Origin of the sequence: Acinetobacter sp. ANC 3929, from assembly GCF_000369405.1 — a bacterium.
In the GTDB taxonomy this organism is placed as follows: Bacteria; Pseudomonadota; Gammaproteobacteria; order Pseudomonadales; family Moraxellaceae; genus Acinetobacter.
On record NZ_KB850000.1, the window covers coordinates 440,884 to 465,299 of the forward strand.

The window sequence follows — 24,416 nt, forward strand, 5'->3', positions numbered from 1 at the left end:
GGAAAACATGCAAGGTGTAGTTTACCATAGCCAAAGTATTCAAGCATGGGAGCAACGTTGGTTTGCTCAGCAAAATTCATCTTTAGGACTCATGCAGCAGGCGGCATGGACAATATCACAGCAGCTCATCGAGCAATTTAAGCAGGGCAAAACTCAAAAGATCGCTGTTTGGTGTGGACAAGGGAATAATGCGGGTGATGGATATTATATTGCTGCGTTTCTAAAGCAACAGGGATTTTGTATTACTGTTTATGCAACTCAACTGGGTCAATCTGTAGATTTACAACATGCCGCAGATTATGCACAGCACCATCTAGTGAATATTCAAAGTGTTGATTATCTTTTATCTGAAAATGCCGTTCATCAAGAGCTTCCCACTTTTGATTGCCATATTGATGCTTTGTTTGGCATCGGATTAAACCGAGTACTTGATCAAAACTGGCAAGGTATTATTCAACTCTTCAATGCACAAACAGGTTTAAAAGTTTCAGTCGATATTCCAAGTGGTTTGCAAGCCAATACAGGGCAAGCTTTGCCCTGTGCCGTACAAGCCGATCAAACCTTTACGATTCTGGGCTACAAAGCAGGTTTGTTTACTGGTCAAGCTAAGGAATATGTGGGTAAGCTACATTTACTAAGTTTGATTCCAGTTGACCCAGAATTAAAAGCACTTGCTTATTTGTCGTCCGAAAAAATCATTTTACCGAAACGTCAGGCTTTTGGGCATAAAGGTAGTTATGGTCATGTATTGGTTGTTGGTGGACATGAAGACATGGGCGGTGCGGTCATTATGTCAGCTGAAGCTGCCTTCCATGCAGGGGCTGGTAAAGTTAGCGTAGTCTGTCATGCAAAACATCATCAAGCGATTTTGGCGCGTGCACCCAATATTATGGTGCGAGATATTAACAGCTTAGATCAAGAAGATATTGAGAAGTTACTTAAACAGGTCGATGCCGTATGTTTTGGTATGGGCTTAGGGCGGGATCAATGGGCTGAACATATTTATCAGCAATGGTTTAATTTGCTCAATCAGAATTCACATTTAGAAGTTGTGCTGGATGCTGATGCACTTTGGTTTTTAGCAAAGAGTTCAGAACAACTGGGTGCTCATATCTACGCCACACCACATTCAGGTGAAGCTGCAACTTTATTGGGAAGTACGGCTGCTGATATTGAACAGCATCGTATTGCCGCGATTCAGCAACTGCAACAAAAATATGCAGGTCAATGGGTATTGAAAGGTGCAGGGAGTTTGATTTTAGAAGATAAGTTATTTATCTGTACGCAGGGGAATGCAGGCATGGGCACAGGTGGAATGGGGGATGTATTGGCAGGGATGATTGCCAGTTTAAAAGCCCAATTTCATCAGCAAGTTGCATTGAATGAAATCGTGAGTTTACATGCGCAGGCAGGTGATCTCTTAGCTGAGAATGGAGAGAGAGGCTTACAAGCGCAAGACATGGGGAAAATGATTTATCAAGTGGTGAATCAAGGCGACTAACGGCGTCTGCTACTTGAGCGGCTACGCCCACGTGCCATACCACCTAATGCATTGAGTACTGCCATTTTGCTCATACTGCCTGAAGCATGGGCATGGCAAATTGCCGCAGCAAGGGCATCTGCCGCATCTGCTTGCGGTTGTATAGTTAAATTGAGTAAACGCATCACCATCAGCTGTACTTGTTCTTTTTCTGCCGCGCCATAACCGACAACGGACTGCTTGATTTGACGTGCGGTATATTCTGCAACCTGTAAATCCAGATTGACCAGTGCAGCAATTGCCGCACCACGGGCCTGACCGAGCTTTAAGGCTGAATCAGGGTTCTGCGCCATAAACACTTGCTCTACTGCTGCTTCAGTCGGGCCATGAAATTTAACGATACGTTCGACACCAGCAAAAATACGCTTCAAACGTTCAGGCATTTCCTGTGTTTCAGTACGAATTGTCCCTGCATCGACAAAACGTAACTTATTGCCATCTTTTTCGATAATTCCGTAACCCGTTATGCGTGAACCTGGATCAATACCAATAATTAATGACATGAAGCACTATATAAAAGAAAGGGTACTGATATTGTTACATACTGGGCTTTTCACTGCATAATATTTTTGTAGAATTTTGAATTATAAAGAAATAGTTGTTTTATTGAACGAATCTGGCGTGATTTATTCAAGATCTAAATATTTAGCGCTCAGCTACAAGTTTCACTCAGACACATTGAGTGAGCGTGAGTTTTGATCGATTTGTGTGTAATTTAGGCGTTAATTGATAAATTAAGCGATTTTTATAAAAATAATTTGCATTGTGGGTTAGATGTGCGTATAAAGCTAACTCGTCGGTGCGGGATGGAGCAGTCTGGTAGCTCGTCGGGCTCATAACCCGAAGGTCGTTGGTTCAAATCCAGCTCCCGCTACCAACCGAATTAAATTAGTTATGCTCTGTGATGTATTTAAAGTTACTGTCTAAAAAGAACAGACGGTAATGAAGTTAGCTGAAATAACCCTAAATAAAGCTAAAAATTATTAGATTCTAGAAATGTAGTTGTTATCTCTCATCTGTCTAGCGTTATAGTAAACAAAATCGATCACTTGAGCTCAGGAATGAGTGATTTTGTGTTAAAAATTATTAATGAGTGGCGTGTAGCCAAAGCCAGCAATGGCAACGAAATTTGTGTGAGAATCATCCCATTGAAACGTCAGCAAAATACGTTGAACGGTTCTAAATGGGTAGAGGTTGGAAAGAAAGTACTGTTGGAATCTGGTCAAGAAATTGACTTTAATTTGGACGGGAAAAGCTTCTATACGGATGTTAATCAGCTTTATCGATTAACATAAACAGTTCTTGCACTTGTAGTATCTATCTAATAACGATAGATTGTGTTAGATCATTATTGAAAAATTTTGATCTAACTCATAAATGAACAAAGTTTAAAAGGTTTAAAAGTATGTCTGATACAGTTACTGGTACTGTTAAGTGGTTCAACGAAACTAAAGGTTTTGGTTTCATTCAAGCTGATTCTGGTGAAGATGTTTTCGCTCATTTCAGTGAAATCCAAAGCAAAGGCTTCAAAGTTTTGAATGAAGGCCAACGCGTTTCGTTTGTTCTTGGTCAAGGTAAAAAAGGACCACAAGCAACTCTTATTACTGTTATCTAAGTACTTTAGACCAGTGAAAAAAAAGCTCACAACATGTGGGCTTTTTTTGTGGCTGGAGATATGTGTAAAAGTATAAAATGAAACTGGATTATGAGAATATGGTTTGCTATTTGAGGTCAAAATGGTATGAAATAATATGTTAAAATTTTATATAAGCATCTGATTTTGTAATTTAAAAAGAAAAGATATGTTTTTAAGTGTATGAAAATTAAAATAAAAGTTAAATATTTTGGTCGTTTTAAATGTCTAGTCTCGTATTGGAATAAAAGGTTTAAACAAAGATTGAGATTGCGTGAAAAATGTAAAGTCGTGTATAGTAAAAGCTAACTAGAAGAATAACGCTGTTGATTCAGAAAATCTTGCATCTCATAGTTGTAGATAAACCTTTCGTTTTATCAGATTTCCTCTCAGAGTTTATGATTCCAAGTTGCTCGCTGCTCAGCGCCCCAAATTTTTTAAAATAGGTTTAAATATATGTCTAATACTGTGACTGGTACAGTTAAGTGGTTCAACGAAACTAAGGGTTTTGGCTTTATTCATGCAGACTCTGGACAAGACGTTTTCGCTCATTTCAGCGAAATCCAAAGCAGTGGTTTTAAAGTTCTACACGAAGGTCAACGTGTGTCTTTTACAATTACTGAAGGCAAAAAAGGCCCTCAAGCAAGTGGTATTACAGTCGTCGCTTAAAACGAAGCACGATATTTAAAAAAAGCTCACTTTGGTGGGCTTTTTTTAGGTCTTCAGATTTTATTTTCTTTGCGGCAAGTACTTTTTTTAATTATTCCGCCTTAAGTGTCGATTTTTGTCATAAATTCACCATTTGGTTGAAAAATTGCACTAGCGAGATATACGACTTTTTGCTAATTTACTTGTATTAATTTGTTAGGCAAATTAATCAGTGTAGTACATTTAATGAGCGTGAGAGTTATGGAAAACTTGGAGCCGTATGCTCAAGGGTTTGAGCAAGAAGTTCATGTACATTGTAAAAGATCTTTAGGTACGTTGTTATTCAGCTTTGTCGTATTGATTGCAACGAGCTTATGAGAGAAAAAAGCACCTTCGGGTGCTTTTTTAAATTGGGGTCCATTTTGTTTTCGTAAATTTCTCAATTCAAAAAACTATATTTAAGATTCAAAAATAATATGTATTGCTAATCAATGATTAATGTTTTTTCAGGGGTGTTAACCTATCAAAATTATTGAAAGATTCTAGTTTTATTGTTCATTCTTGTTGGGATAAGCTTTGTACATTATTGAGTAAGAAACTGTTTTTAGGTGAATTTCAAATGTACCGCGATATAAAAAAACCAATTCATTTAGATGACGTTGTATTTAAAGAAAGTAAAGCATATAAAAATTCTAATGAGTGGAGTTGGGTCAACCCAAAGCTTGGGGAGTTTGTCCACCCTGCAAATTACTATGAAAGCGCTTTGGAAGATTGGTTTTGTTTTGATGCTCTAAATACTGATCAAGAATGTGATGTAGTCGTAATTGGTGGTGGGCTGTTGGGCGCGTCAACAGCATTGCATCTGGCTGAACAAGGTGTAGATACGATTTTAGTTGAAAAGAATCGAATTGGTTCTGCCGCTTCAGGTCGAAATGGCGGGCAGCTTACTCCAGGTCTGGCGCGGTGGGAAGCTGAAGAAATGATTAAGCGTTTCAGTTATGAAGATGCTAAAAAACTGTGGCATTTTACTTCTACAGAAGCGATGAGCTTGATTGATCAGATTGAAGAAAAGTATGCTGTAAATTTAGCACGTAAGCGTGGACATATTACCGCTGCAGTGCATGAAGGGCATTTGATTGCTTTGACTCAAGGTGCAGATGCTCGGAAATATTTGGGTGAAGATCATACGAAAGTTGTGGGTGAGTATGAATTAAAGGAATTAATCAAATCTGACCTATATAAAGGTGGTCTGGTGGATGACTTGGGTGGACATATTCATCCTTTGGCTTTAAACCGTGCTTTGGTACATGGCTTTTGTAAAAATGCTGGGAAAGTTTTTGAACAAACTGAAGTCACTTCAATTTCTGAGCAAGCAGATGGCATTTATGTTCAAACAGCCACAGGCATGATAAAAGCACGTAAAAGTGTGGTGATTGCGGTACACCATAACGCGTTTAAATTACTTCCTGAAAAGAAACAAACCGCGATTCCGTTCCATACTTATATTGCAGTGACGGCGCCATTGGATGTGCCACTGACTGAATTATTACCACAGGATCATCCCGTTTACGATACACAATTACAGATTGATTATTATCGTGGTGTTTCAAAGAATAGATTGCTTTTCGGCGGGCAAGGAACAGGTACAAGCTGGAGTGTGGGGCACATTAATCAATATTTACTAGGCCGAGTGAATAAAGTGTTTCCGCAGCTAAAAAATGTTGAGATGGATTTCTGTTGGAGTGGCGTCAGTGACCTAACCATGAATGGCGCGGTTGATAGCCGTAAGTTTGGAAATAAACTGCCAATTTATGCGGTACATGGCTGGAGTGGTCATGGTGTGGCACAGACAGTGCGTATCGGTAAGGCGATTGCGGATGATTTTGTTGGTTCAAATCAGGATTATGCGATGTTAGCTAAAATTCAGCATAGCGATATCCTATTTGGGCGTTTGTTGGCACCATTGGCAATTCCAATGTCAAAAGGTTGGTATGGCATTACAGGGATGCTCAATCCGGGCAAAATGGTTTCGTTTTAGTGATCCATTTATTATTAAGTACTATAAAAATGCCTCTTATATGTGAGGCATTTTTTATCTTGTTTCGTGATTAATGGTGATGATATATAGAAATTGAATGAGCCAATTAAATTGATTGATTTGATTTTTTTCTATATATGGATAAGTATCATGTATGCAGTGAAGTAAAAGGATGAAGTCTATGGATATTATACAAGTCAAAGATTTTTCTGCAGTGACAGGGTATACACAAGCAATTCTGGAGATGGATGAGTGGGTTGCGACTCGTCCTTATTTCTATGTGATCAAAGAACATTATTTGGTTGATGAAGCAATTCGACTGGAATATTTCATTATTCAATAGTCTTATCTAAGCTACTCCGAATTTATTCAGTTTGTATTGACGTTCCACGTTAGTATCGATTGGGATTCTCTCTGCCGTATTTCTATGCAAGATATACTTAATCTATGTTTTTGTTTCAAATCATAGACATAATCTTTCATTTTTTTTGCTATCTTTGCCTTTTCACTTTATCAGAATTCAAATTATGAAAAAGATCTTACTTTTAGCTGCGGTTCTTACGTCACTTGCAGCGTGTTCAGCAACACCGAATAAAGACACTACGCCACCCAAAATTGGTATGGCAAACCCTGCTAGCAAATATTGCGTTGAGCAAGGTGGTCAGTTAGAGATTCGAAATGAAGCCAATGGTCAGGTAGGTTACTGTAAATTACCAAATGGTCAAGTGGTTGAAGAGTGGGAGCTTTTCCGCGCGAGCCAACCTAAATGTATCGCTGATGAAGCAGCTAAGTTGGTTGGACAGTCTGGCTTAACAGAAGCGCAAATCAAGCAAAAAACCAAGTCTGAGATAGTGCGCAGTGTTGGACCAAACCAGCCTGTAACCATGGACTATCGTGAAAACCGCGTTACAGTAACCATTGACCCTCAGTCTAAAAAGATTACTCAAGCAAGCTGTGGCTAATCTTTAAAGCAGGTTTACTGGGCTCTCAATTGGATTTAATTTAATTGGGAGCTTTTTTGTACAAGCTGTCGTATAAGACTTGATAAATTGAGAAATGTACCCATCAATTAATGTATTGAGTTTATTTTATTTGTTGTGTCAGGATTGTTTCATCAATATTGCACAAAGTTTTAATTTTTTGAGATTTGACATGAATCTACTTCTTATCGTGGTATTTGGCACAATTGCTGAAGTTTTAGTTTGGATTGGCGTGGGTGACCTCGTTGGAAGTATGTGGTATGTCTTTTTCTGGTTCATTATCGCATTCTTTATTGGGTTAAACCTTGTCCGTTCAAGTACCTCCGGTATTATGCCGCAGTTACAACAAATGCAAATGACAGGACAATTGGGTGGTGATCCAGCGGTAACCAAAAAACTTGCACTCGCGATGGCTGGTTTCTTGTTAATGGTCCCTGGTTTGATTTCTGATGTGTTGGCGGTATTGGTACTGATTCCCCCTGTTCAAAGCGCATTTCGTAATGCATTGATGAAAACTATGGCGAAACGTCAGCAAGCGATGATGGATAAAATGATGGGTGGTATGGGCGGCGGTGCAGGTGCTGCTGGACCAAATCCATTCGCTGATCTGATGCGTCAAATGCAGGATATGCAGAACCAACAAGGTGGTGGTCAATATCGTGATTCAACCATTATTGATGGTGAGGCGCGTGAAGTGAAGCCTGATCAAAAGAAAATTGAATTTAAAGATGTAAATTAATCTAATGCGTTTAAAAAAGCACACTTTATAGTGTGCTTTTTTTATGTCTGATCATTCTGTTCTTGCTGATTCGCTATCTGCTCTGAATTGGGCTTTTGCTTATCTACTTCTTTGTTTTGGGGCTGATATTGGCTTGATCGGAGCGTAGTGATTTCATTTTCAGATTGTTTGTATTTACGACTACGATTTGCTCGCTCGCGAAATCCACCTTTATTAATTAATTCAGTCATGATGTATTCCACATGTTTGAAAAGATTATTTTATCAAATTATGTGAAAGATCAAAATAATATTAATAACTTAAAGATTTTCTTTGGATGTAGAATCTAATCAAATTGTCATAAAAATTTGTTAATTTGAATGAATAGGTCAGAAAACTAGATTGAATTCTCATTTTTTTTCTCATAGGATAAAAGTATGACATTTGAAAATGTTGTAAAAAGAAAATAAAAAATAAGTGGTAGGAGGAATAAATGATGTTATATCAATATCATTGTGCATGTTGTGACAAGGTCGTCGCATCAACTGATAAAGAGTGTCCATATTGTGGCTCTCATCATATCCGTAGTCCGTATGGGATGTGGATGTTTTGTGTAGCGGCCTGTCTTGCAGTTGTTGTCGTGATTAAACTTGCACATTTATATACTCAGCATCATCAAGAAGATCAGCCGGTTCAAAGTAATTCATTGTTTGAAATGTTTAAACAAGATAATACCAATTCGAATAAATAATGTCGGGGCCATAAAAAAGCTCGCAATTGCGAGCTTTTTTACAGAAGAATAGTTCGGATTATAATCCAGCTGCATCTTTAAGCGTTTCAACTTTATCTGTTTTTTCCCAAGTAAAGGCAGAGTCTGAACCTTCACGGCCAAAGTGACCATAAGCTGCAGTTTGCTTGTACATCGGTTGAATCAGGTTCAGCATACGTGTGATGCCGTATGGGCGTAAGTCGAAGTGTTCACGAACAAGTTGAATAATCAACTCGTCAGATACTTTACCTGTATTGAAAGTATTGATTGAAATCGAAGTTGGTTCAGCAACACCAATTGCATAGCTGACTTGGATTTCACATTTATCTGCTAAACCAGCAGCAACAATGTTTTTTGCCACATAGCGGCCAGCATAGGCAGCAGAACGGTCAACTTTCGATGGATCTTTACCAGAGAAAGCACCACCACCGTGACGCGCCATACCGCCGTAAGTATCGACAATAATTTTACGGCCTGTTAAACCGCAGTCACCTACAGGGCCGCCAATCACAAACATACCTGTTGGGTTGATGTGGAATTTGGTGCCCGCATGAAACATTTCAGCAGGGATGATTGGCTTCACGATTTCTTCAATAATCGCTTCTTTCAGCTGAGTCTGAGAAATTTCAGGGTCGTGTTGAGTTGATAATACAACTGCATCTAAACGTACTGGTTTACCGTTTTCATAAGCAAAAGTTACTTGGCTTTTCGCATCTGGGCGTAACCACGATAATGCACCTGAACGACGTAACTCTGCTTGACGCTCCATTAGGCGGTGCGCATAAGAAATTGGTGCAGGCATCAGCACATCAGTTTCACGGCTTGCGTAACCAAACATGAGCCCTTGATCGCCTGCGCCTTGATCTTCAGGTTTCTGGCGGTCCACACCTTGTGCGATCTCAGGAGATTGTTTACCGATCATATTGATCACGGCACAAGTTGAACCATCGAAACCTAAATCAGAGTGGTGGTAACCAATTCCATTTACGGTTTGACGTACAATTGCCTCAAAGTCAACGTTTGCTGTCGTTGTAATTTCACCAGCAAGAACAACCGCACCTGTTTTTACTAATGTTTCACAAGCGACACGCGCATACGGGTCTTCTTTTAGGATTGCATCTAAAATTGCATCGCTAATTTGGTCAGCCATTTTATCTGGATGACCTTCGCTTACAGATTCTGAAGTAAAAACAGCATACTCGCGCATGAACGTCCTATCACTGGTATTTTCAAAAAGACAGAGTATGTTACATCGACTTGGCGGATAGGACTAGCACAAGCTGACTAAAAAGCAGGAATTTATTCTATTTTCATTATGTTTTTATTGATATGTGTATCAGTAAAATTGATATTTGGTGCTTTTTATATGAATAAAGCTGTAATTGACGGTCGAAAAATTTTCTGGATTGTGCATTGTTCTGTTTATGACTTGAACATTTACCCACAGAATGCCAAATGAATGCGGGAAAAGTAAGAAATATCGTGTATTGCACTTTACCCACTGTCGTTTTTTTAAGACAATAGTCGCAGTTTTTGAAAGATGATTTCTCATCTTCTCTCATATTATTGATTTAATCGGATTCTGACTTATGACAACCCCTTTAAATGAACGTCGTATTGCAAATGCAATTCGTGTCTTGGCAATGGATGCTGTGCAACAAGCAAACTCAGGGCATCCAGGTGCTCCAATGGGGATGGCAGATATCGCTGATGTGGTTTGGCGTGAATTTTTAAATCATAACCCGACGAACCCACAATGGGCGAACCGCGACCGTTTCGTATTGTCGAATGGTCACGGCTCAATGTTGCAATATGCATTATTGCATTTGACAGGTTATGAGTTATCTATTGAAGATTTAAAACAATTCCGTCAATTACATTCTAAAACACCAGGTCACCCAGAATATGGTTATGCACCTGGTATCGAAACAACGACTGGTCCATTAGGCCAGGGTATTGCAAATGCAGTTGGTTTTGCATTAGCAGAAAAAACTTTAGCTGCTCAGTTCAACAAAGACGGTTTGAATGTTGTTGATCACTTCACTTACTGTTTCTTGGGTGATGGCTGCTTGATGGAAGGTATTTCTCACGAAGTATGTTCACTTGCAGGTACTTTAGGTCTTGGTAAGCTGATTGCTTATTATGATGACAACGGTATTTCAATTGATGGTGAAGTTGAAGGCTGGTTCAGTGATGATACTGAACAACGTTTCAAAGCTTACGGTTGGCAAGTCCTTCGTGTAGACGGTCATGATGCTGCTGCAATTCGCCAAGCAACAATTGAAGCAAAAGCTGAAAGCAATAAACCTACCATCATTATCTGTAAAACGATTATTGGTTTAGGTTCACCAAACAAACAAGGTAAAGAAGATTGCCACGGTGCGCCACTGGGTAAAGACGAAATCGTTTTAACGCGCGAAGCATTAGGCTGGAAAGAAGATTCATTTGTTATCCCAGAAGATGTATATGCAGCTTGGGATGCAAAAGCGAAAGGTCAAACCTCTGAAGCAGCTTGGAATGAATTATTTGCTCAATATCAAGCAAAATATCCAACGGAAGCGGCTGAATTATTACGTCGTATCAATGGCGATTTACCAGCTGAATTTGCTGCGCAAGCCGACGCATTTATTGCTGAAACAAATGCAAAAGCAGAAACCATTGCAACACGTAAAGCAAGCCAAAATACTTTGCAAGCATTCGGTCCATTGCTTCCTGAATTATTAGGCGGTTCGGCTGACTTGGCAGGTTCTAACTTAACACTTTGGAAAGGTTGCCAAGGCGTACAAGAAAACCCAGCGGGTAACTACGTGTATTACGGCGTTCGCGAATTCGGTATGACTGCAATTGCGAATGGTGTGGCTTTACACGGCGGTTTTGTTCCTTACGTTGCAACATTCCTCATGTTTATGGAATATGCACGTAATGCAGTGCGTATGTCTGCATTGATGAAGCAACGTGTGATTCATGTTTATACACATGACTCGATCGGTTTGGGTGAAGATGGCCCTACGCATCAACCAATCGAACAAATTGCATCGTTACGCGGTACGCCAAACTTAAATACATGGCGCCCATGTGACACAGTTGAAGCAGCGGTTTCTTGGAAATCTGCACTTCAACGTAAAGATGGCCCATCAGCGTTAATTTTCTCTCGTCAAAACTTGCCATTCCAAGCACGTAATGAAGTTCAAATTCAAAACGTTGCGAAAGGTGGTTATGTGCTTGCTGAAGAAAAAGGCGAATTAAAAGCAATTATCATCGCGACAGGTTCAGAAGTTTCATTGGCCATGGAAGCATATGCACAACTTGAAGGTGTGCGTGTTGTGTCTATGCCGTGTGCTGAAGAGTTCATGAAGCAAGATGCTGCATATCGTGAAGCGGTATTACCTGCACATATCCGTGCACGCGTAGCAGTTGAAGCGGCTCACGTTGATTACTGGTGGAAGTTTGTTGGTTTAGACGGCAAAGTGATCGGTATGACGACTTATGGCGAATCTGCTCCAGCCAAAGACTTGTTCCAATTCTTCGGTATTACCACTGAAGCGGTTGTGGCTGCGGTTAAAGAATTAACTGCTTAATTGAATTAAGTGGTATAAAAAAAGCGCTCTCATATTAGGGCGCTTTTTTTATGATAAAACAAAGGAATAAATAGAAAAATGAGAAGGTTTGCATTATCAAATAAAAAAGAACGGGGAATTCCACGTAAATTAAGAAATCTTAAGTATTGGAGTGAAAGTTTTAAAGGGTATTTCCCTGATTTAGAAGGGTATGAAGAGAGATATTATAATTGGAAAATACCTGTAGCTATGAATCTAGTGCAGGGAAAGCATGCTCAACAAGAAATAAAGGCACAGTGTGCCCAGCATCTAATTAATGCATGTCAGTATTTAATTGAGGCAAAACCTGTTGGCATGAAATTCTGTAAAGTCGTATGTGTCATTATTCAGCCTGATATGTTTGCTAGCGAAATTTGTTTGTATCTAGATGAAGATTATTTTAACTCCCATACTTTGTCGGCAGAATGTTACGATCCTCAATATCTTTTAGCGGATGACATGAGCTTATCTCGGAGATGGGGATTGAACGTTCCTGAGAAAATCAAGGAGCAAGGAATACTTATTCATTATATTGATCCAATGGATGAAGCAGATAATTATAGAGCTGATCAGTGGTACTTTATTGAAACTTAAAAGACTTGAGGTATTGTGATGAGAAAGGAGTTCGAACTTCATGCTTTTGAGGAAATATTAAATAATGTCAAATCTTTATACTTTTTTAATTTGAACGTAGATAAAAGATTTTGGCAACATGCTGAATATGATTTTTTGATTCGTTTTCTCCACGAAAGTTCAAAGATAAAGGAGCATAAAAAGAGTGTTGATAACTATTCTTCTCGATTACATTCCTATTTTGATAAAGTAATTCAAAATAGACTTAAGCTAGATATAAATAAATCATCATTAAAATTAGAAGGCAAAATTTTAGCTTTCAATGTTAATTTAACCATGTTTGATAGTTTGGGTGAGGGTGAAACAGGTGGCTTTATCGACGGTTGTGATGCATCACCACCTGAGTTTTGGATTCATTTCGATGGAGAAAATTTATATTCATTTATTCCAAATGAGCTCACAAATATTGTCGACCTAGCAATAGATATTTCGATGAGTGGCTCATTGGAATGGTATACGGATGTAATTGAAATTTAATGTAATAGGTCACTCATCCAATACTTAATTCACTCTGAATTGAAATATTAGACGTTAACAACTTATGAATCGGGCAGCTTTCTGCGACTTTTAACAAACGTTTGTGCTGATCCTCGGTAAATTCGCCTTTGAGAATAATTTTACGTTCAATATTATTTTGACCTGACTCAGGCTCACCATTAGGATTCAGTGCTAAATCCACTTGAACGTGCTCTAGCTTAATGCCTTTATGCTTGGCATACATTTCTAAAGTAATGGTGGTACATGCACCTAAAGCGGAAAGTAATAGCTGAACTGGATTTGGTGCGGTATCTTGCCCACCTTTGTCTGTTGGCTCATCTGCATACCATGTATGACCAGCAGGATCTGTCAAGCTAACGCGATAAGGTGTTGATGTACTGAGGGCTTGTACTGTATGAGTCATATTCTACCTTGTTGTTTATCTTTAAGAATTTAAATCTAAATGAATCAATTGATCATGTTATTTTGATGCTCAATTGTCGAGTACCGAATGGTCTTATCATAGGCGCTTTAAATAATAACTGTAACGCTTTTATTGTTGCATGGATGAAACATATCGTTTTATAAAGAATGGTGAATAAAAATACTTGATCTATACACTAAGTGCTATATCAAACAAGGATACGAAAAATGCAATTTAAAACATTAAGCCTCGGTTTAGCAGTTGCTTTAGCAAGTTCAGTGGCTTTGGCAGCACCTGTAGATTATAAAATTGACCCAACACATACTGCGACAGTATTTAGCTGGAATCACTTTGGCTTCTCTACACCAAGCGCAAATTTCACTGATATTCAAGGCACAATTAAAGTGGATACTGCAAAACCTGCAAATTCATCTGTGGAAGTGACGATTCCTTTAAGCAGTGTGAATACAAATGTTGCTGCTTTAGATAAAGAATTCCAACAAGAAGCTTGGTTTAATGCTGCGAAATATCCAAACATTACTTTTAAAAGTACCAAAGTAGAAACCAAAGACAAGAAACACTTCAAAATCACAGGCGATTTAACTGTTAAAGGTGTAACCAAGCCAGTGGTATTAGATGCTGTTCTAAATAAACAAGGCGAGCATCCAATGGCGAAAGTACCTGCGATTGGTTTTAATGCAACAACAAGCTTTAACCGTTCAGCATTCGGTATCGGGAACTATGTGCCGAACGTGGGTGACAAGATCACAGTGAATATTACAACTGAAGCAACTGCTGCGAAGTAATATTAAGCTCAAGGAAAAGCCTAGATGAGCACATCATCTAGGCTTTTTTTGATTTCGATAATATACATTTATTAAAATTCTAATATTAGTAAAAAATTAGTAATCTAATAAAAATAAACATCAGCTGTGTTTGATCTTTGATCTGCGTTTTGATTGGTAGATATAGCGAATCGAATCGACCACTTCACCGACAAAAATACATTCTTCATCCAGTGGAATGATATTAGGTTTGAATTCAGGATTGAGTGCCTGTAAATATCTCGAATTATCAGTTTCGATGACTAGACGCTTAAACGTTGCGTCTTCATGCTTCCTCACCACAATCATATCACCTGACTGCATATCACTATATTGCACGGTTGGATCAACCAAGATGTAATCGCCTTCATGAAAGACAGGATAATTACTCAGACCTTGTACTTTTAAATAGAAGCAGTCATCGCAATCATCTGGTAGTGGAAGCCATTCCTCAACCTGTGTGATATCAACCGATTCAACATTGGTGAAAACACCCGCTTGGACCCAGGAGAGTACCGGAGCCATATTGGCTTTTACAGGTGAGATGTTTGAAGCATCTTCATGATTTGATTCTTTCGGCGTGGCATGTCCTTGACCTGTTTGTAGCCAATAGGCGTCTACACCCAGAAAATTAGCAATCGAAGCTAAATGTGATGATGAACTGACTAGTCCCGTTTCAAGCTGGCTGAGCGCAGATTGTGTAATGCCAACCGCAGCAACCACATCTTTTTGCGACTTCCTGGCATTTTTTCTTGCTTCTTTAAGCCGATCTTTAAGCATTTTAATACACCTTAAATCAATAAATTAAGAATATTAGCAAGCTAATGTGAAGTCAAATTAGTATTCTTATTGAATTAATATTAGTTTACTAATATAATTTGATCTATTCATTCGGTTAAATGCGAGAGGTGCGGTATGAATAAGTCAATCAATCCCAACATGCATATTAAGCAAAATCTCAATACGGAAATTGAAGCATGGTTGGCACAAGGCAATGTAATTACAAAGATTCAAAATACATATGAGCAGCGCTTGAAAGCAAGGCCAAGTCATATTGTTAAGTTTGTATCACCAGAAAAAAACCAAAAAGAATTAAAGAAAATTGAACGCGCTGCTAATCAAGCAGCTGAAGCTCAAATTCAGATGCTCAGCCAGTGGTTAGATGCACACAAGGGACGAGCAAAAGCATTGGTGCAGATTCTAGGTTGTGCACATAGTTATATTTCTCAAATCAAAAGCGCAACACGGCCATGTACAAAAGCTCGATTTGAAGAAATTTATCAGGCCATGAAGATTGTTGAAGCGAGAGAAAAGTATCACTAAACGCGACAAAAACAATAATCGTTAAATCACAAAATATATAAGTCAGTACGAGGTGAAGGTATGAATGCAAATATAGTAAAGTTTGAAAAATTTGAATGGTTAATGCGTGGGCTCACAATGCGTTCGCAAAACTTAGAGCCTTTTGTTCGTGGTACAGGTGAGAGACCGTTGGATTATGAGGATCGTTTGGGGGCGATTACCTCAATGCAAAGTCAATTGGCCAAGTCGGTTACCGCATTGATTGTGTTTGAACATAAAAGCAAACAGGATTATGAAGAGGTTCGTCAGCACTTGGCTAACGCATTTGTTGAACAAGCAGTACGAGATAGAAAACGAGAACCTGAACGTATTGCGATGTACCATCTGGCTTGGTTGATATCACGTATGGTGCTGGATTTTGTTTTAGATCCAGATTTGGAAGAAAATTATACAGCCAAAGGTCGTTTAGCCTATGCGGGTATTAGTCGGCATCAGATGAGTGTTGATTGTTATAGAAAGACATGGAAAGGTTACGAGATTCAAATGAGGAATCTACTGGAAACTGCAATTAATGAGGCTGAAGCAGCAATTGAAGAATATAGAAGAAATATTTATAAAGTAATGAAGGTATGATGTTTTATAGGTATAATTATAAGCGCTATATTTATTCTTATTTTATTGTTTAAATATTTGTTATTAAAAGCTCATTTTAAGGTGGGCTTTTAATATGTAAGTACGATAAAAAATATCCAAGGATAAGGAAGCTAAATATGTTCAGAAAAAATTCATCAATTTTGACTTTAATCTTTGTTGTCTTGGGTGGAATTTTCTATTCAATTTATGGATCAAACTCATTCTTTCCAAGAAAACCTGTTCGGATAGATTCTAGATTCTAGATGCTATGGCGTTGATGTACCTAAAACAATAAAATACAATGAAATGGAAAATTTTTGCTCATGCGTTCATATTGGTGGGCACGTAAGTAAAGAGGAAAACTATAAATATTGCGTTAGTCGTTTTGATTCTAGATAGAGACTGATATCAAAATTGAATATAAAATATTTGATGATTTATCTTTGATTAATAAGGGTGAGTATTGTTGTTTGAGTTAATCGATTTTAGTAAGAAATATTTACAAAGATCTCTTAATTTAATAATTCCATTTTCGAGGAAACTAAGTTATAGTTTTAATATACTGGTCGATTTATATATATCTGACCTTAACTAAAAAGCTCATCAATAGATGGGCTTTTTTATTGCCTAAAAACTCGGTTCTTTATGGATGCCGAGTTTTTTTTATATCTACGGGTTAGCAGTCGTCATCCATTATGAGCGACTTAAAAGCCGAAAAATAACTGAAGGTGATTAAAATGAATTGTACAAATAAAATGATGCAAAGCTCTTGCTCAATCAAACACCTAGACCTTCTTTCTTATGCAGATATTGTGCCCGCGATCATGCAGACGACAACCGATCTAAAGGCGATTGCATATATTGAAGGAAATGATCAATTGGGCTCTGTCAAAGTAAAGGACACATGCGAGGCTTCTGTATCTGCATTTTTCCAAGCCCAGAAAGGTCAATTTTCGTTGAGCGGTGCCGATACAGCGCAAAGCTCAATGGTCATCGTAGGTGTGGATCAGCAACCTGAATATAAAATGACATTAAGCCAGATTGAAAATGGCTTTGTGATCCATAGTTATTTTTTGGATGAAAAATTTGTGGTGACTTTGGGAGAATATAATAGTTTAAATAATGTCACTTTCATTCAAGCGCATCCATCAGCAAAGCCGATTGTGACATTTGAGATTACAGGTGTTCAATCGATGAAAGTCTTTATTGACTACGAGCTCGTTGGAACATGGCATTCAACCAATGCGCTGAAATTGCCAAAGTATTATCAAATCGTGGCACAAGCTGATGTACAGCAGCTGGATTTTGATCTGCGAGAAGCCTATGTCAGCTTGGATTATAAAATGCCATCTGAACTCGAAGATGGTGTTTATTATCACTTAACCAGTAAAGGTGAAATCTTGGGTTCGCAAGTGAATGCTGGCGATTTTGTTCAGTTTCATCATCAGCAAAGTGAAATGATGCATTATCCGCAATAGTATGAATTTAAAGAAAATTGATAAGCGAAGGTGATAAAAATGAATTGAGAGCAGTATGTGATGTGGTTTTGCTTAAAACGTCAATCTAGGCCTTAACTTTGAATAAGTTAAGGCCTTTCTATTTATGGAGGAAAAATAATGACAGAGTTTGTTTCAACGGGTGCAGGGATTGCAGCCGTTATTAAATCCTATGGAGTATTTTTTATTGTCATGATGGCGCTTACTTTTATGCTTTTGGCTTGGATGGTGGTGATTATGACTCGGCTACCCAAGTCTCGACGTGAATGGGTGGTTTCACTCATTTCGACCGCAGTTGGCAGTATCGCAGGAGGTGCTTTTGTGATTCAGCACTTTGGTTTGCAAGAGTGGAGTCAAAACCCCTATGGCGCATTTGCCTTAGGTGGCCTGTACTTTCTTTGTGGATTGCCAGTATGGGCGATCATTCGTTGGACTTTTAATTATATTAATGCAAGAGAAGACTCGACCATCTTGGATGTTGCCAAAGAGGTGAAGGACTTTAAAGATAAATTTTAGCTAAAAAAATCCAATGCCGCCTTCGGGCGGTTTTTTATTATAAAGAGGAAAAAGACATGAAAATAACACAAGACGGTTTTGATATTTTGCGTCAGACATTTGGAAAACTTAGTCAGTCTCAGGTAGATGGGATTAATTTCTTGGTTTCGGTTTTAGATGAAGACACGGGTATCACACGCCCCCAAGCTGCCTATATGTTGGCAACGGCTTGGCATGAAACTGCACACACCATGCAACCTGTGATTGAGTACGGTTCCGAAAAATATTTAAGATCTAAGCAATATTATCCCTATATTGGCTATGGTTATGTACAGTTAACTTGGTTGTCAAACTATAAGCGAATGGGGGATTATCTCAAAGTTGATCTGGTCAAAAATCCAAAACTGGCTTTACAAGCGGATATCGCTGCCCGTGTCATGATTGTTGGAATGAAAAAGGGCATGTTTACGGGTAAAAAATTGTCAGATTACATCCATCAAAATCACAAAGATTATATCGGTGCTCGGAGAATTATTAATGGAACGGATAAGGCTGAGTTGATTGCTGGGTATGCAGAGATATTTGAGACAGCTTTACACGCTTCTGAAGTAGCTGCTTTATCCCATTAAAGCAGGAGAAGCCCACACCATTTGATATGAACTTCTATTTCAATGTGATTTAGCCTAGAAGCCTATGCCGTGGCATGGAATGCATCAGCATAAACAACTTCACCAGTCGGGACATGTTCAGTGAAAGGCAAGATCTGAAAATACTCAGCAGGGACATCTGCTAAAAAGAGTCTTGCATCGGGTTTAAAGCCGAATCGACCATAGTATTCTGGCTCACCCAATAAAACACAACCCACTGCATCCAAATCTTTAAGCGCTTCAATACCAGTACGTATCAGTTTGGAACCCACACCTTGACTCTGATATTCTGGCAGTACAGAGACTGGGCCAAGCCCATACCAACTTGCTGTGCCATCAGAAATTTGGACAGGTGAAAATGCAATATGTCCAATCAGTTTGTTATTGCTGATGGCAACTAAAGATAAACCCAATTGGCCTGAATTACGTAAAGCATCGACAATAAATTGTTCCGTATGACTCGAATGTTCAGCGTCTGCGAAAGCCGCTTGCGTTAAGTCAAAAATGGCTTGAATATCGGAAAGTTTCTCATCTCGAATATGTATGTTCATCTTTATTTTCTCTTGTGTTTCTTGATTTAAAATGCCTCGAATCTGTTTGAGTAAGGGTGAGGCATTTGTGTATTTTTCACCATAAGTGAGATTAAAGGCATAATCAAAATCAGCAGGATTAATGCCTTGATTGTGCTGCAAAATGGTCTCTAACTTATCCAGAGCTTTGACAAGTTTTGCTTCAGGAGTCGATGCATTTTCGTATTCCTCCCAAAGTGTTCGAATCAATGTCTGTGGATGTTGGTCTAGATATTCTGTCAATTGATAAAGATCTAGTTTCTCCTGTTGATGCTTATCAGGAAATTGATCTTTCAGAATGGCTGGAATATCACCATGGATTGCTTCACCTAGATCGTGAATCAGGCACATTTTGAGCAGCTTCTCAAAATCAATCTGTTTAAATTGATCTGCAAAAATCATCGCCATCAAGCATAAACGCCAGCTATGTTCAGCTGTACTTTCTTGACGGCCATTAGAGGTGTGTGAAAAGCGGATCACATTTTTCAATTTTTCTGCTTCGCGCAAAAATGCTAAGCGGGTTTGAATGACATCTAGTTCCATTTTATTTCTCATAAATAAACCATCTGTAATTTGGACAAACCCGTTCTCAGCTTGTGTCAGACATCATCTATACACAACCAGAGCTCATCCAAAGCGATGGTTGTTTGTTAACGATTGTCTAACTGTGGGCGCACGGATCTCAGCCCTTGTAAATTGATCTGATAGGGCTGTCCATTGATGGATTTAATCAATCTTTTCTTTCTTAGCTTGTTAAAAACCTCGAGGCTACAATCGGACAGCAGGAAACCTTCTCGGCTGTAGCACTCTACAGCGATGATTTGACCAAGGTCATTGCGAAGTTTTACGATTTTTCCGCCTTTAGCTAAGACGTGTAGTGTCCGTTGTTCGGACTTAGATAAGTTCATGTTGTTATCCCGATAGAAATAATCACAGGCAAAGTTAGGCATGAAGCCAAAAAATTTGCGTAGATAACCAATTTCAATGTGTTATTGAAATTTAGTTACCAGATTACTGCTATCTCCAACATAAAACCCTCGATATGGAAGCGATACGAGATGTATCAGCAAAGATACTAAAACAAGGTGCATTAAAAATCAATAAAGAAGTGAAAAATACGATTTTGAATCTGACACTATTTACTTTTTAGAATTTTTTTCTTTGAGATGTAAATAAGCGGGGACTGATTTCTTGGCTTGTCGGCGCAGCATCATTTTGATGTAAAGCACAATCGCGAAGCAGGCGGTTGCTACCGTAAGCATGAGGCCATTCATATAACTCATGATGGAACTGACATAGCCAATGGTCGCAAGACGACGTTGCATGCGTTCAACTTGAGTACTGGATTCAACGCCTGTAATTGCCCAAGTGCATAAGTGCTCACAGTTGTTAATAATTAAATGATAGTGGTTTTCATGCATGCGTGAGCGCATACGCCGTACAACCGCTTTGGCGGTGTAGCGTGGGGATGAGTAATGTCGCAAGTAGATTTGCTTACCGCGTGCAAAACGTTGGATAGAAGTGATCTCAATGGGATGCTTTTTGAAAATATGAGCAAAACCAGAGTAATGAATGACTCGACCACGTCCTGCATAGATACCGTGATGACTATAACCAAAGTGTTTTACGATCATGTGTGCGCCGATGGGAAAGCGCGGATGTTTTTGCTGCATGTGGATACAAAGTTATTGTATTTACACCCTTATTTTAATGAAAAAATGTGAATCAATCGAGGCTATTTAGCATTTCCAGCCCATGATTATGTGTGGTGTTTGTATCTGCTCTTTTGTGCTATGCATTGCTATGGGAAAATAAATAAAAATTGAGGTTTAAAATTTGGTGGTGTTTCAAAAAGTATGCTGGCATTAAACGAATCCATTATTGATATAAAAGAACACTAAATCAAAGGCTTTGAAATGATTTTCAAGCTTTTTGGAGAAGTTGCAGCTTCTCCTAAAGCCTCGCCTGATTCGATGCCGTAATCGACAATTATTGCCTTCTATACCCACAGTGAAAAATTTACCAATCAACTGTTTGCATTCTTTAAAGGTCGTAACAAAGCTATCCCAATGGTCACTTGATATACATGTATAGCTTACACCTAACTGCTTCAATTTTAATTTAAGTCGTTTTGCAGTGGCTAAATCTCGGTTACCCCATACATAAGCAACAATTTCACCTGTTTCTCGATGATAGGCATAAATTAGCCATTGTTTATTTTGCTTATGACCAACAAAAGTCCAAAACTCATCTACTTCAAGGGTTTCATAATGACTTTGCTGTGCTCGAAGTTGATATTTTGATTGGCTAAGTGTCCGTAGAACTTTACCGATACTTACTCTTTCAATTTCTGCTATATCCCTGACACCACTGCCTCGCACCATGAGGTGTAATATTTTGGTTTTGATACCTGAGTGACAGCCTTGATAACTGAGAGCATGATCACCAATAAATTGACGTCTGCATATTTTACATTGGTAATTTTGCTTACCATCTACTTTTGTGCCATTTTTCTTTATACTGTCACTTAGGCAGGCTGGACACTTGATTTCTAGAGTTATTCGCATTTCTCTATTTTATCAAAATCCAACCTGCTTTTTTTCAGCATACTTTTTGAAACACCACCTAAAATTTGTATTTATGATGAAAAAATGGTTTTTCCTATCATTGGCATTTTTAGCTGTTCCGACTGTGAATGCGATGCAACATGATACCTTGCAATTGAATCATCAAAAATATGATGTGATTAAAATAGAACAGCTCAATCAGTTGAAGCTATTCTTAAAACAAGCTCAAAGTAATCGTTATTATCAGAAGTTTGCCGCAATCCAGAACGTGTTACCTGCTTGTGAGCAACTCAGTTTTGCAATGAATGCAGGAATGTATCATGCAGATTTTCAACCTGTGGGTTTATATATTGAAAATGGGAAAGAGCTAGCTAAGCTCAACGAGGCAAAGGGCTTTGGTAATTTCTTTATGCAGCCTAATGGTGTCGTTGCTTGGAATGATCACCATGCTGTGATTAAAACGACCGCTGACTATAAGCGAGAGCTATTTAAAGCACAGTTTGCAACGCAATCAGGCCCCATGCTGATCTATAAGGGAAAAATTAACAGTCAGTTTCTAGCTGACTCGAATTCATTAAAAATTAGAAACGGGGTCGGCGTAAAAGATAATCAGTTGTATTTTGTGATTTCACAGCAACGTGTCAGTTTTTATCAATTTGCACAATTTTTTAAGCAGCAATTGAAAATAGATAATGCGCTGTATTTGGATGGCTCGATTTCAAGTTTGTATTCAGCAAAAACTAAACGACATGATCAAACTTTTAATTTGGGGCCAATCGTCGCAGAAGTGAATAGAGAGAAGTGTAAGTCGCGCTGATCCCCTAATCTCTTTATGCAAAGAGATTAGGGAGGGCTTATTTTTATTGGATAGGAGGGTTAATCATCGCAAGTAATTCTTTGCGGCTGTAACCTCGAGAAATCAGTACTTTTTTAATGCCTTTAATGACATCTTCATCTGTTGCTTTAACTAAAGCATCCAACAGTTGTTCATTGGTTTTGCAAGAGCAATCGTTTTCGACGCAAGAAGTTTGGTTCTTGTGTTCATTGTATTGTTCATCTGCATTGAACAGTTTTTGCCAAAAACTCATAGAGCCTTCATATACAACCTAACATAGCTCGAAATATAACCACTTTAAAATAAAATACAAGTCAGCTTAAGTGATAAAAGCAGCAATTGAACTTCAATTTTTTCGATGATTCTTTGAATGTCTAACGAAATTATGACATTTGAATGACTTGACCTTTGAAAATTATCACTTTTTTATAAATAAAGTTTAAATAAAAATAAAGGGTTACTCGAACCCTTTATAAATTACTGTTACGTTGAAATAATTTGTTTAAATTTTTTCGAGTAAAACCCCTGACTCCACATGGTGGGTAAAAGGGAACTGATCGAACATGGCAAACTTTACAATGCGGTGTGTTTGACTGAGTGTTTTTAAGTTGTCATGCAGGGTATCTGGATTGCATGAAATATAAAGAATACGCTCAAAACCTTGTAATAGTTTAAGCGTTTCATCATCAATGCCTGCGCGCGGTGGATCAACAAAAACCGTGTTAAAGTCATAGCTTTGAATATCAATGTCAGCTTCTTGTAAGCGTCTAAACTCACGTTCACCTTGATAGGCTTGGGTGAATTCTTCAGCAGATAAACGTGCAACCTGAATATTTTCGATTTGGTTCTGCTCAATGTTCCATTGCGCTGCATATACCGAAGATTTTGCAAGTTCAGTTGCAAGGACACGTTTAAATTTTAATGACAGTGGTAAAGTGAAGTTACCATTACCACAGTACAATTCTAACAGGTCTTTTTCTGAAGCTTCCGCTGCATCACAAGCCCACTCCAACATATGTTGGCACACTTGCGCATTGGGTTGGGTAAAACTACTTTCGATTTGTTTATATTTAAAAGTACGGCCATGAACATTGAGCTGTTCAACGACGTAGTCATCACCAATAATCACTTTTTGACCGCGACTGCGACCCATAATTTTAATATTCAGCTTTTCTGCTAAGGCTTTGGCTGCAATTTCCCATTCTGCATCTAATTTACGATGGTAAATCAGTGTGACTAACATTTCTCCACTTAAGGTTGAGAGAAAGTCTGCTTCAAAAACACGTTGCGATAAAATAGGAACTGCTTTTAATTCTTCTAATAAGCGTGGCATTAAATCATTAATGCTTCGATCTGCAATCGGAAACGCATCCACACGGATAACTTCTTTTTGTTTCCCATCTTCAGCACGTTCAAACATGGCATAGAACAAATCATCTTCAGTATGCCAGATACGAAATTCTGCACGCATACGGAAATGTTGCTCAGGCGATTGAAATACTTCTAAAGCTGGTGGATTGAACGATGCAAATTGTGAGGTAATACGTTCAACTTTCTCTTGAAGCTGCTGTTGGTAAGATACGGTCATAAAA

At 38.4% G+C, this 24,416-nt stretch carries 30 protein-coding genes and 1 tRNA gene; 20 read left to right on the plus strand and 11 right to left on the minus strand.

Annotated features, from left to right (window positions below; all coding sequences use genetic code 11):
* Positions 1–7 precede the first annotated feature (7 nt).
* A complete protein-coding gene (locus F909_RS06375) occupies positions 8–1,501 on the plus strand; it encodes a bifunctional ADP-dependent NAD(P)H-hydrate dehydratase/NAD(P)H-hydrate epimerase (RefSeq protein ID WP_005152352.1) in 1,494 nt (497 codons plus the stop codon).
* On the opposite strand, the gene ruvC is transcribed toward F909_RS06375, so the two are convergent.
* Positions 1,498–2,043 (minus strand): crossover junction endodeoxyribonuclease RuvC, encoded by a 546-nt coding sequence (gene ruvC / locus F909_RS06370; RefSeq protein ID WP_005152354.1) that lies wholly within the window; start codon positions 2,041–2,043, stop codon positions 1,498–1,500. The genes F909_RS06375 and ruvC overlap by 4 nt on opposite strands.
* 297 nt (positions 2,044–2,340) lie before the next feature.
* Between ruvC and F909_RS06365 the strand changes: the two genes are divergently transcribed.
* From F909_RS06365 to F909_RS06335, 8 genes are all read left to right on the plus strand, one after another.
* A tRNA-Met gene (locus F909_RS06365) sits at positions 2,341–2,417 on the plus strand.
* 184 nt (positions 2,418–2,601) lie between these two features.
* Positions 2,602–2,835, plus strand: a complete 234-nt coding sequence (locus F909_RS06360; protein WP_005152356.1) for a hypothetical protein — start codon at positions 2,602–2,604, stop codon at positions 2,833–2,835.
* A gap of 110 nt (positions 2,836–2,945) precedes the next feature.
* Positions 2,946–3,155 (plus strand): cold-shock protein, encoded by a 210-nt coding sequence (locus F909_RS06355; protein WP_004653101.1) that lies wholly within the window; start codon positions 2,946–2,948, stop codon positions 3,153–3,155.
* A gap of 474 nt (positions 3,156–3,629) precedes the next feature.
* Positions 3,630–3,842 carry a cold-shock protein gene (locus F909_RS06350; RefSeq protein WP_004807774.1) on the plus strand — a complete coding sequence of 71 codons (213 nt, stop codon included), beginning with the start codon at positions 3,630–3,632 and terminating at the stop codon, positions 3,840–3,842.
* 598 nt (positions 3,843–4,440) lie between these two features.
* Entirely contained in the window at positions 4,441–5,859 is a 1,419-nt protein-coding gene (locus F909_RS06345) for an NAD(P)/FAD-dependent oxidoreductase (RefSeq protein WP_005152357.1), read from the plus strand.
* Positions 5,860–6,040: 181 nt separating this feature from the next.
* Entirely contained in the window at positions 6,041–6,202 is a 162-nt protein-coding gene (locus F909_RS21285) for a hypothetical protein (RefSeq protein WP_005152358.1), read from the plus strand.
* A gap of 184 nt (positions 6,203–6,386) precedes the next feature.
* Entirely contained in the window at positions 6,387–6,821 is a 435-nt protein-coding gene (locus F909_RS06340) for an I78 family peptidase inhibitor (RefSeq protein ID WP_005152359.1), read from the plus strand.
* 190 nt (positions 6,822–7,011) lie between these two features.
* The gene (locus tag F909_RS06335) at positions 7,012–7,578 is read left to right on the plus strand and encodes an FxsA family protein (RefSeq protein WP_005152360.1); all 567 of its coding nucleotides are present in this window, start codon (positions 7,012–7,014) and stop codon (positions 7,576–7,578) included.
* A gap of 41 nt (positions 7,579–7,619) precedes the next feature.
* Here the strand turns inward: F909_RS06335 and F909_RS06330 are convergent, their stop codons facing one another.
* Positions 7,620–7,808 (minus strand): hypothetical protein, encoded by a 189-nt coding sequence (locus F909_RS06330; RefSeq protein WP_005152361.1) that lies wholly within the window; start codon positions 7,806–7,808, stop codon positions 7,620–7,622.
* A gap of 242 nt (positions 7,809–8,050) precedes the next feature.
* Here F909_RS06330 and F909_RS06325 point away from each other — a divergent pair, with 242 nt between their 5' ends.
* Positions 8,051–8,308 carry a hypothetical protein gene (locus tag F909_RS06325; protein WP_005152363.1) on the plus strand — a complete coding sequence of 86 codons (258 nt, stop codon included), beginning with the start codon at positions 8,051–8,053 and terminating at the stop codon, positions 8,306–8,308.
* Positions 8,309–8,366: 58 nt separating this feature from the next.
* On the opposite strand, the gene metK is transcribed toward F909_RS06325, so the two are convergent.
* On the minus strand, positions 8,367–9,533 hold the full coding sequence (gene metK / locus F909_RS06320) for a methionine adenosyltransferase (protein ID WP_005152364.1): 1,167 nt from the start codon (positions 9,531–9,533) through the stop codon (positions 8,367–8,369).
* Positions 9,534–9,915: 382 nt separating this feature from the next.
* Here metK and tkt point away from each other — a divergent pair, with 382 nt between their 5' ends.
* The 3 genes from tkt (at position 9,916) to F909_RS06305 (ending at position 13,032) form a co-directional block, all read left to right on the plus strand.
* Positions 9,916–11,904 carry a transketolase gene (gene tkt, locus F909_RS06315; protein WP_005152365.1) on the plus strand — a complete coding sequence of 663 codons (1,989 nt, stop codon included), beginning with the start codon at positions 9,916–9,918 and terminating at the stop codon, positions 11,902–11,904.
* 78 nt (positions 11,905–11,982) lie between these two features.
* Positions 11,983–12,516 (plus strand): DUF3916 domain-containing protein, encoded by a 534-nt coding sequence (locus tag F909_RS06310; RefSeq protein ID WP_005152366.1) that lies wholly within the window; start codon positions 11,983–11,985, stop codon positions 12,514–12,516.
* 18 nt (positions 12,517–12,534) lie between these two features.
* Complete coding sequence (locus F909_RS06305) at positions 12,535–13,032, plus strand: hypothetical protein (RefSeq protein WP_005152367.1); 498 nt, start codon at positions 12,535–12,537, stop codon at positions 13,030–13,032.
* 13 nt (positions 13,033–13,045) lie between these two features.
* On the opposite strand, the gene F909_RS06300 is transcribed toward F909_RS06305, so the two are convergent.
* Entirely contained in the window at positions 13,046–13,456 is a 411-nt protein-coding gene (locus F909_RS06300) for an OsmC family protein (protein ID WP_005152368.1), read from the minus strand.
* A 227-nt stretch (positions 13,457–13,683) separates the two neighbouring features.
* Between F909_RS06300 and F909_RS06295 the strand changes: the two genes are divergently transcribed.
* On the plus strand, positions 13,684–14,262 hold the full coding sequence (locus F909_RS06295; protein ID WP_005152371.1) for a YceI family protein: 579 nt from the start codon (positions 13,684–13,686) through the stop codon (positions 14,260–14,262).
* 120 nt (positions 14,263–14,382) lie between these two features.
* On the opposite strand, the gene F909_RS06290 is transcribed toward F909_RS06295, so the two are convergent.
* The gene (locus F909_RS06290; protein ID WP_005152375.1) at positions 14,383–15,060 is read right to left on the minus strand and encodes a LexA family protein; all 678 of its coding nucleotides are present in this window, start codon (positions 15,058–15,060) and stop codon (positions 14,383–14,385) included.
* Between the two features lie 135 nt (positions 15,061–15,195).
* Here F909_RS06290 and F909_RS06285 point away from each other — a divergent pair, with 135 nt between their 5' ends.
* The 5 genes from F909_RS06285 (at position 15,196) to F909_RS06265 (ending at position 18,835) form a co-directional block, all read left to right on the plus strand.
* Positions 15,196–15,603, plus strand: coding sequence for a hypothetical protein (locus F909_RS06285; RefSeq protein ID WP_005152377.1), 408 nt, complete (start codon positions 15,196–15,198; stop codon positions 15,601–15,603).
* 60 nt (positions 15,604–15,663) lie between these two features.
* On the plus strand, positions 15,664–16,215 hold the full coding sequence (locus F909_RS06280) for a hypothetical protein (RefSeq protein WP_005152378.1): 552 nt from the start codon (positions 15,664–15,666) through the stop codon (positions 16,213–16,215).
* Between the two features lie 737 nt (positions 16,216–16,952).
* The gene (locus F909_RS06275; RefSeq protein WP_005152380.1) at positions 16,953–17,693 is read left to right on the plus strand and encodes a hypothetical protein; all 741 of its coding nucleotides are present in this window, start codon (positions 16,953–16,955) and stop codon (positions 17,691–17,693) included.
* 138 nt (positions 17,694–17,831) lie between these two features.
* Entirely contained in the window at positions 17,832–18,227 is a 396-nt protein-coding gene (locus tag F909_RS06270; protein ID WP_005152381.1) for a hypothetical protein, read from the plus strand.
* A gap of 56 nt (positions 18,228–18,283) precedes the next feature.
* Complete coding sequence (locus F909_RS06265; protein WP_005152383.1) at positions 18,284–18,835, plus strand: hypothetical protein; 552 nt, start codon at positions 18,284–18,286, stop codon at positions 18,833–18,835.
* 62 nt (positions 18,836–18,897) lie between these two features.
* Here the strand turns inward: F909_RS06265 and F909_RS20890 are convergent, their stop codons facing one another.
* From F909_RS20890 to F909_RS06250, 4 genes are all read right to left on the minus strand, one after another.
* Positions 18,898–19,965, minus strand: coding sequence for a bifunctional HD family hydrolase/N-acetyltransferase (locus F909_RS20890; protein WP_005152385.1), 1,068 nt, complete (start codon positions 19,963–19,965; stop codon positions 18,898–18,900).
* A gap of 107 nt (positions 19,966–20,072) precedes the next feature.
* On the minus strand, positions 20,073–20,330 hold the full coding sequence (locus F909_RS06260; RefSeq protein WP_005152387.1) for a YjhX family toxin: 258 nt from the start codon (positions 20,328–20,330) through the stop codon (positions 20,073–20,075).
* A 231-nt stretch (positions 20,331–20,561) separates the two neighbouring features.
* Positions 20,562–21,095 (minus strand): lecithin retinol acyltransferase family protein, encoded by a 534-nt coding sequence (locus F909_RS06255; RefSeq protein WP_005152389.1) that lies wholly within the window; start codon positions 21,093–21,095, stop codon positions 20,562–20,564.
* Between the two features lie 192 nt (positions 21,096–21,287).
* The gene (locus tag F909_RS06250) at positions 21,288–21,989 is read right to left on the minus strand and encodes an IS1 family transposase (RefSeq protein WP_004282341.1); all 702 of its coding nucleotides are present in this window, start codon (positions 21,987–21,989) and stop codon (positions 21,288–21,290) included.
* Positions 21,990–22,062: 73 nt separating this feature from the next.
* On the opposite strand from F909_RS06250, the gene F909_RS06245 reads away from it, so the two are divergent.
* Positions 22,063–22,806 carry a phosphodiester glycosidase family protein gene (locus F909_RS06245; RefSeq protein WP_005152390.1) on the plus strand — a complete coding sequence of 248 codons (744 nt, stop codon included), beginning with the start codon at positions 22,063–22,065 and terminating at the stop codon, positions 22,804–22,806.
* Positions 22,807–22,849: 43 nt separating this feature from the next.
* Here the strand turns inward: F909_RS06245 and F909_RS06240 are convergent, their stop codons facing one another.
* Together F909_RS06240 and trmA are read right to left on the minus strand one after the other, a co-directional pair.
* Positions 22,850–23,077 (minus strand): hypothetical protein, encoded by a 228-nt coding sequence (locus F909_RS06240; RefSeq protein WP_005152392.1) that lies wholly within the window; start codon positions 23,075–23,077, stop codon positions 22,850–22,852.
* 249 nt (positions 23,078–23,326) lie between these two features.
* Positions 23,327–24,412 (minus strand): tRNA (uridine(54)-C5)-methyltransferase TrmA, encoded by a 1,086-nt coding sequence (gene trmA / locus F909_RS06235; protein ID WP_005152393.1) that lies wholly within the window; start codon positions 24,410–24,412, stop codon positions 23,327–23,329.
* Between the last annotated feature and the right edge of the window lie 4 nt (positions 24,413–24,416).

Coding starts and splice junctions, on each gene's coding strand:
- F909_RS06375 (WP_005152352.1), top strand. CDS start 8: ATGCAAGGTGTAGTTTACCATAGCCAAAGTATTCAAGCATGGGAGCAA.
- ruvC (WP_005152354.1), bottom strand. CDS start 2,043: ATGTCATTAATTATTGGTATTGATCCAGGTTCACGCATAACGGGTTAC.
- F909_RS06360 (WP_005152356.1), top strand. CDS start 2,602: ATGAGTGATTTTGTGTTAAAAATTATTAATGAGTGGCGTGTAGCCAAA.
- F909_RS06355 (WP_004653101.1), top strand. CDS start 2,946: ATGTCTGATACAGTTACTGGTACTGTTAAGTGGTTCAACGAAACTAAA.
- F909_RS06350 (WP_004807774.1), top strand. CDS start 3,630: ATGTCTAATACTGTGACTGGTACAGTTAAGTGGTTCAACGAAACTAAG.
- F909_RS06345 (WP_005152357.1), top strand. CDS start 4,441: ATGTACCGCGATATAAAAAAACCAATTCATTTAGATGACGTTGTATTT.
- F909_RS21285 (WP_005152358.1), top strand. CDS start 6,041: ATGGATATTATACAAGTCAAAGATTTTTCTGCAGTGACAGGGTATACA.
- F909_RS06340 (WP_005152359.1), top strand. CDS start 6,387: ATGAAAAAGATCTTACTTTTAGCTGCGGTTCTTACGTCACTTGCAGCG.
- F909_RS06335 (WP_005152360.1), top strand. CDS start 7,012: ATGAATCTACTTCTTATCGTGGTATTTGGCACAATTGCTGAAGTTTTA.
- F909_RS06330 (WP_005152361.1), bottom strand. CDS start 7,808: ATGACTGAATTAATTAATAAAGGTGGATTTCGCGAGCGAGCAAATCGT.
- F909_RS06325 (WP_005152363.1), top strand. CDS start 8,051: ATGATGTTATATCAATATCATTGTGCATGTTGTGACAAGGTCGTCGCA.
- metK (WP_005152364.1), bottom strand. CDS start 9,533: ATGCGCGAGTATGCTGTTTTTACTTCAGAATCTGTAAGCGAAGGTCAT.
- tkt (WP_005152365.1), top strand. CDS start 9,916: ATGACAACCCCTTTAAATGAACGTCGTATTGCAAATGCAATTCGTGTC.
- F909_RS06310 (WP_005152366.1), top strand. CDS start 11,983: ATGAGAAGGTTTGCATTATCAAATAAAAAAGAACGGGGAATTCCACGT.
- F909_RS06305 (WP_005152367.1), top strand. CDS start 12,535: ATGAGAAAGGAGTTCGAACTTCATGCTTTTGAGGAAATATTAAATAAT.
- F909_RS06300 (WP_005152368.1), bottom strand. CDS start 13,456: ATGACTCATACAGTACAAGCCCTCAGTACATCAACACCTTATCGCGTT.
- F909_RS06295 (WP_005152371.1), top strand. CDS start 13,684: ATGCAATTTAAAACATTAAGCCTCGGTTTAGCAGTTGCTTTAGCAAGT.
- F909_RS06290 (WP_005152375.1), bottom strand. CDS start 15,060: ATGCTTAAAGATCGGCTTAAAGAAGCAAGAAAAAATGCCAGGAAGTCG.
- F909_RS06285 (WP_005152377.1), top strand. CDS start 15,196: ATGAATAAGTCAATCAATCCCAACATGCATATTAAGCAAAATCTCAAT.
- F909_RS06280 (WP_005152378.1), top strand. CDS start 15,664: ATGAATGCAAATATAGTAAAGTTTGAAAAATTTGAATGGTTAATGCGT.
- F909_RS06275 (WP_005152380.1), top strand. CDS start 16,953: ATGAATTGTACAAATAAAATGATGCAAAGCTCTTGCTCAATCAAACAC.
- F909_RS06270 (WP_005152381.1), top strand. CDS start 17,832: ATGACAGAGTTTGTTTCAACGGGTGCAGGGATTGCAGCCGTTATTAAA.
- F909_RS06265 (WP_005152383.1), top strand. CDS start 18,284: ATGAAAATAACACAAGACGGTTTTGATATTTTGCGTCAGACATTTGGA.
- F909_RS20890 (WP_005152385.1), bottom strand. CDS start 19,965: ATGGAACTAGATGTCATTCAAACCCGCTTAGCATTTTTGCGCGAAGCA.
- F909_RS06260 (WP_005152387.1), bottom strand. CDS start 20,330: ATGAACTTATCTAAGTCCGAACAACGGACACTACACGTCTTAGCTAAA.
- F909_RS06255 (WP_005152389.1), bottom strand. CDS start 21,095: ATGCAGCAAAAACATCCGCGCTTTCCCATCGGCGCACACATGATCGTA.
- F909_RS06250 (WP_004282341.1), bottom strand. CDS start 21,989: ATGCGAATAACTCTAGAAATCAAGTGTCCAGCCTGCCTAAGTGACAGT.
- F909_RS06245 (WP_005152390.1), top strand. CDS start 22,063: ATGATGAAAAAATGGTTTTTCCTATCATTGGCATTTTTAGCTGTTCCG.
- F909_RS06240 (WP_005152392.1), bottom strand. CDS start 23,077: ATGAGTTTTTGGCAAAAACTGTTCAATGCAGATGAACAATACAATGAA.
- trmA (WP_005152393.1), bottom strand. CDS start 24,412: ATGACCGTATCTTACCAACAGCAGCTTCAAGAGAAAGTTGAACGTATT.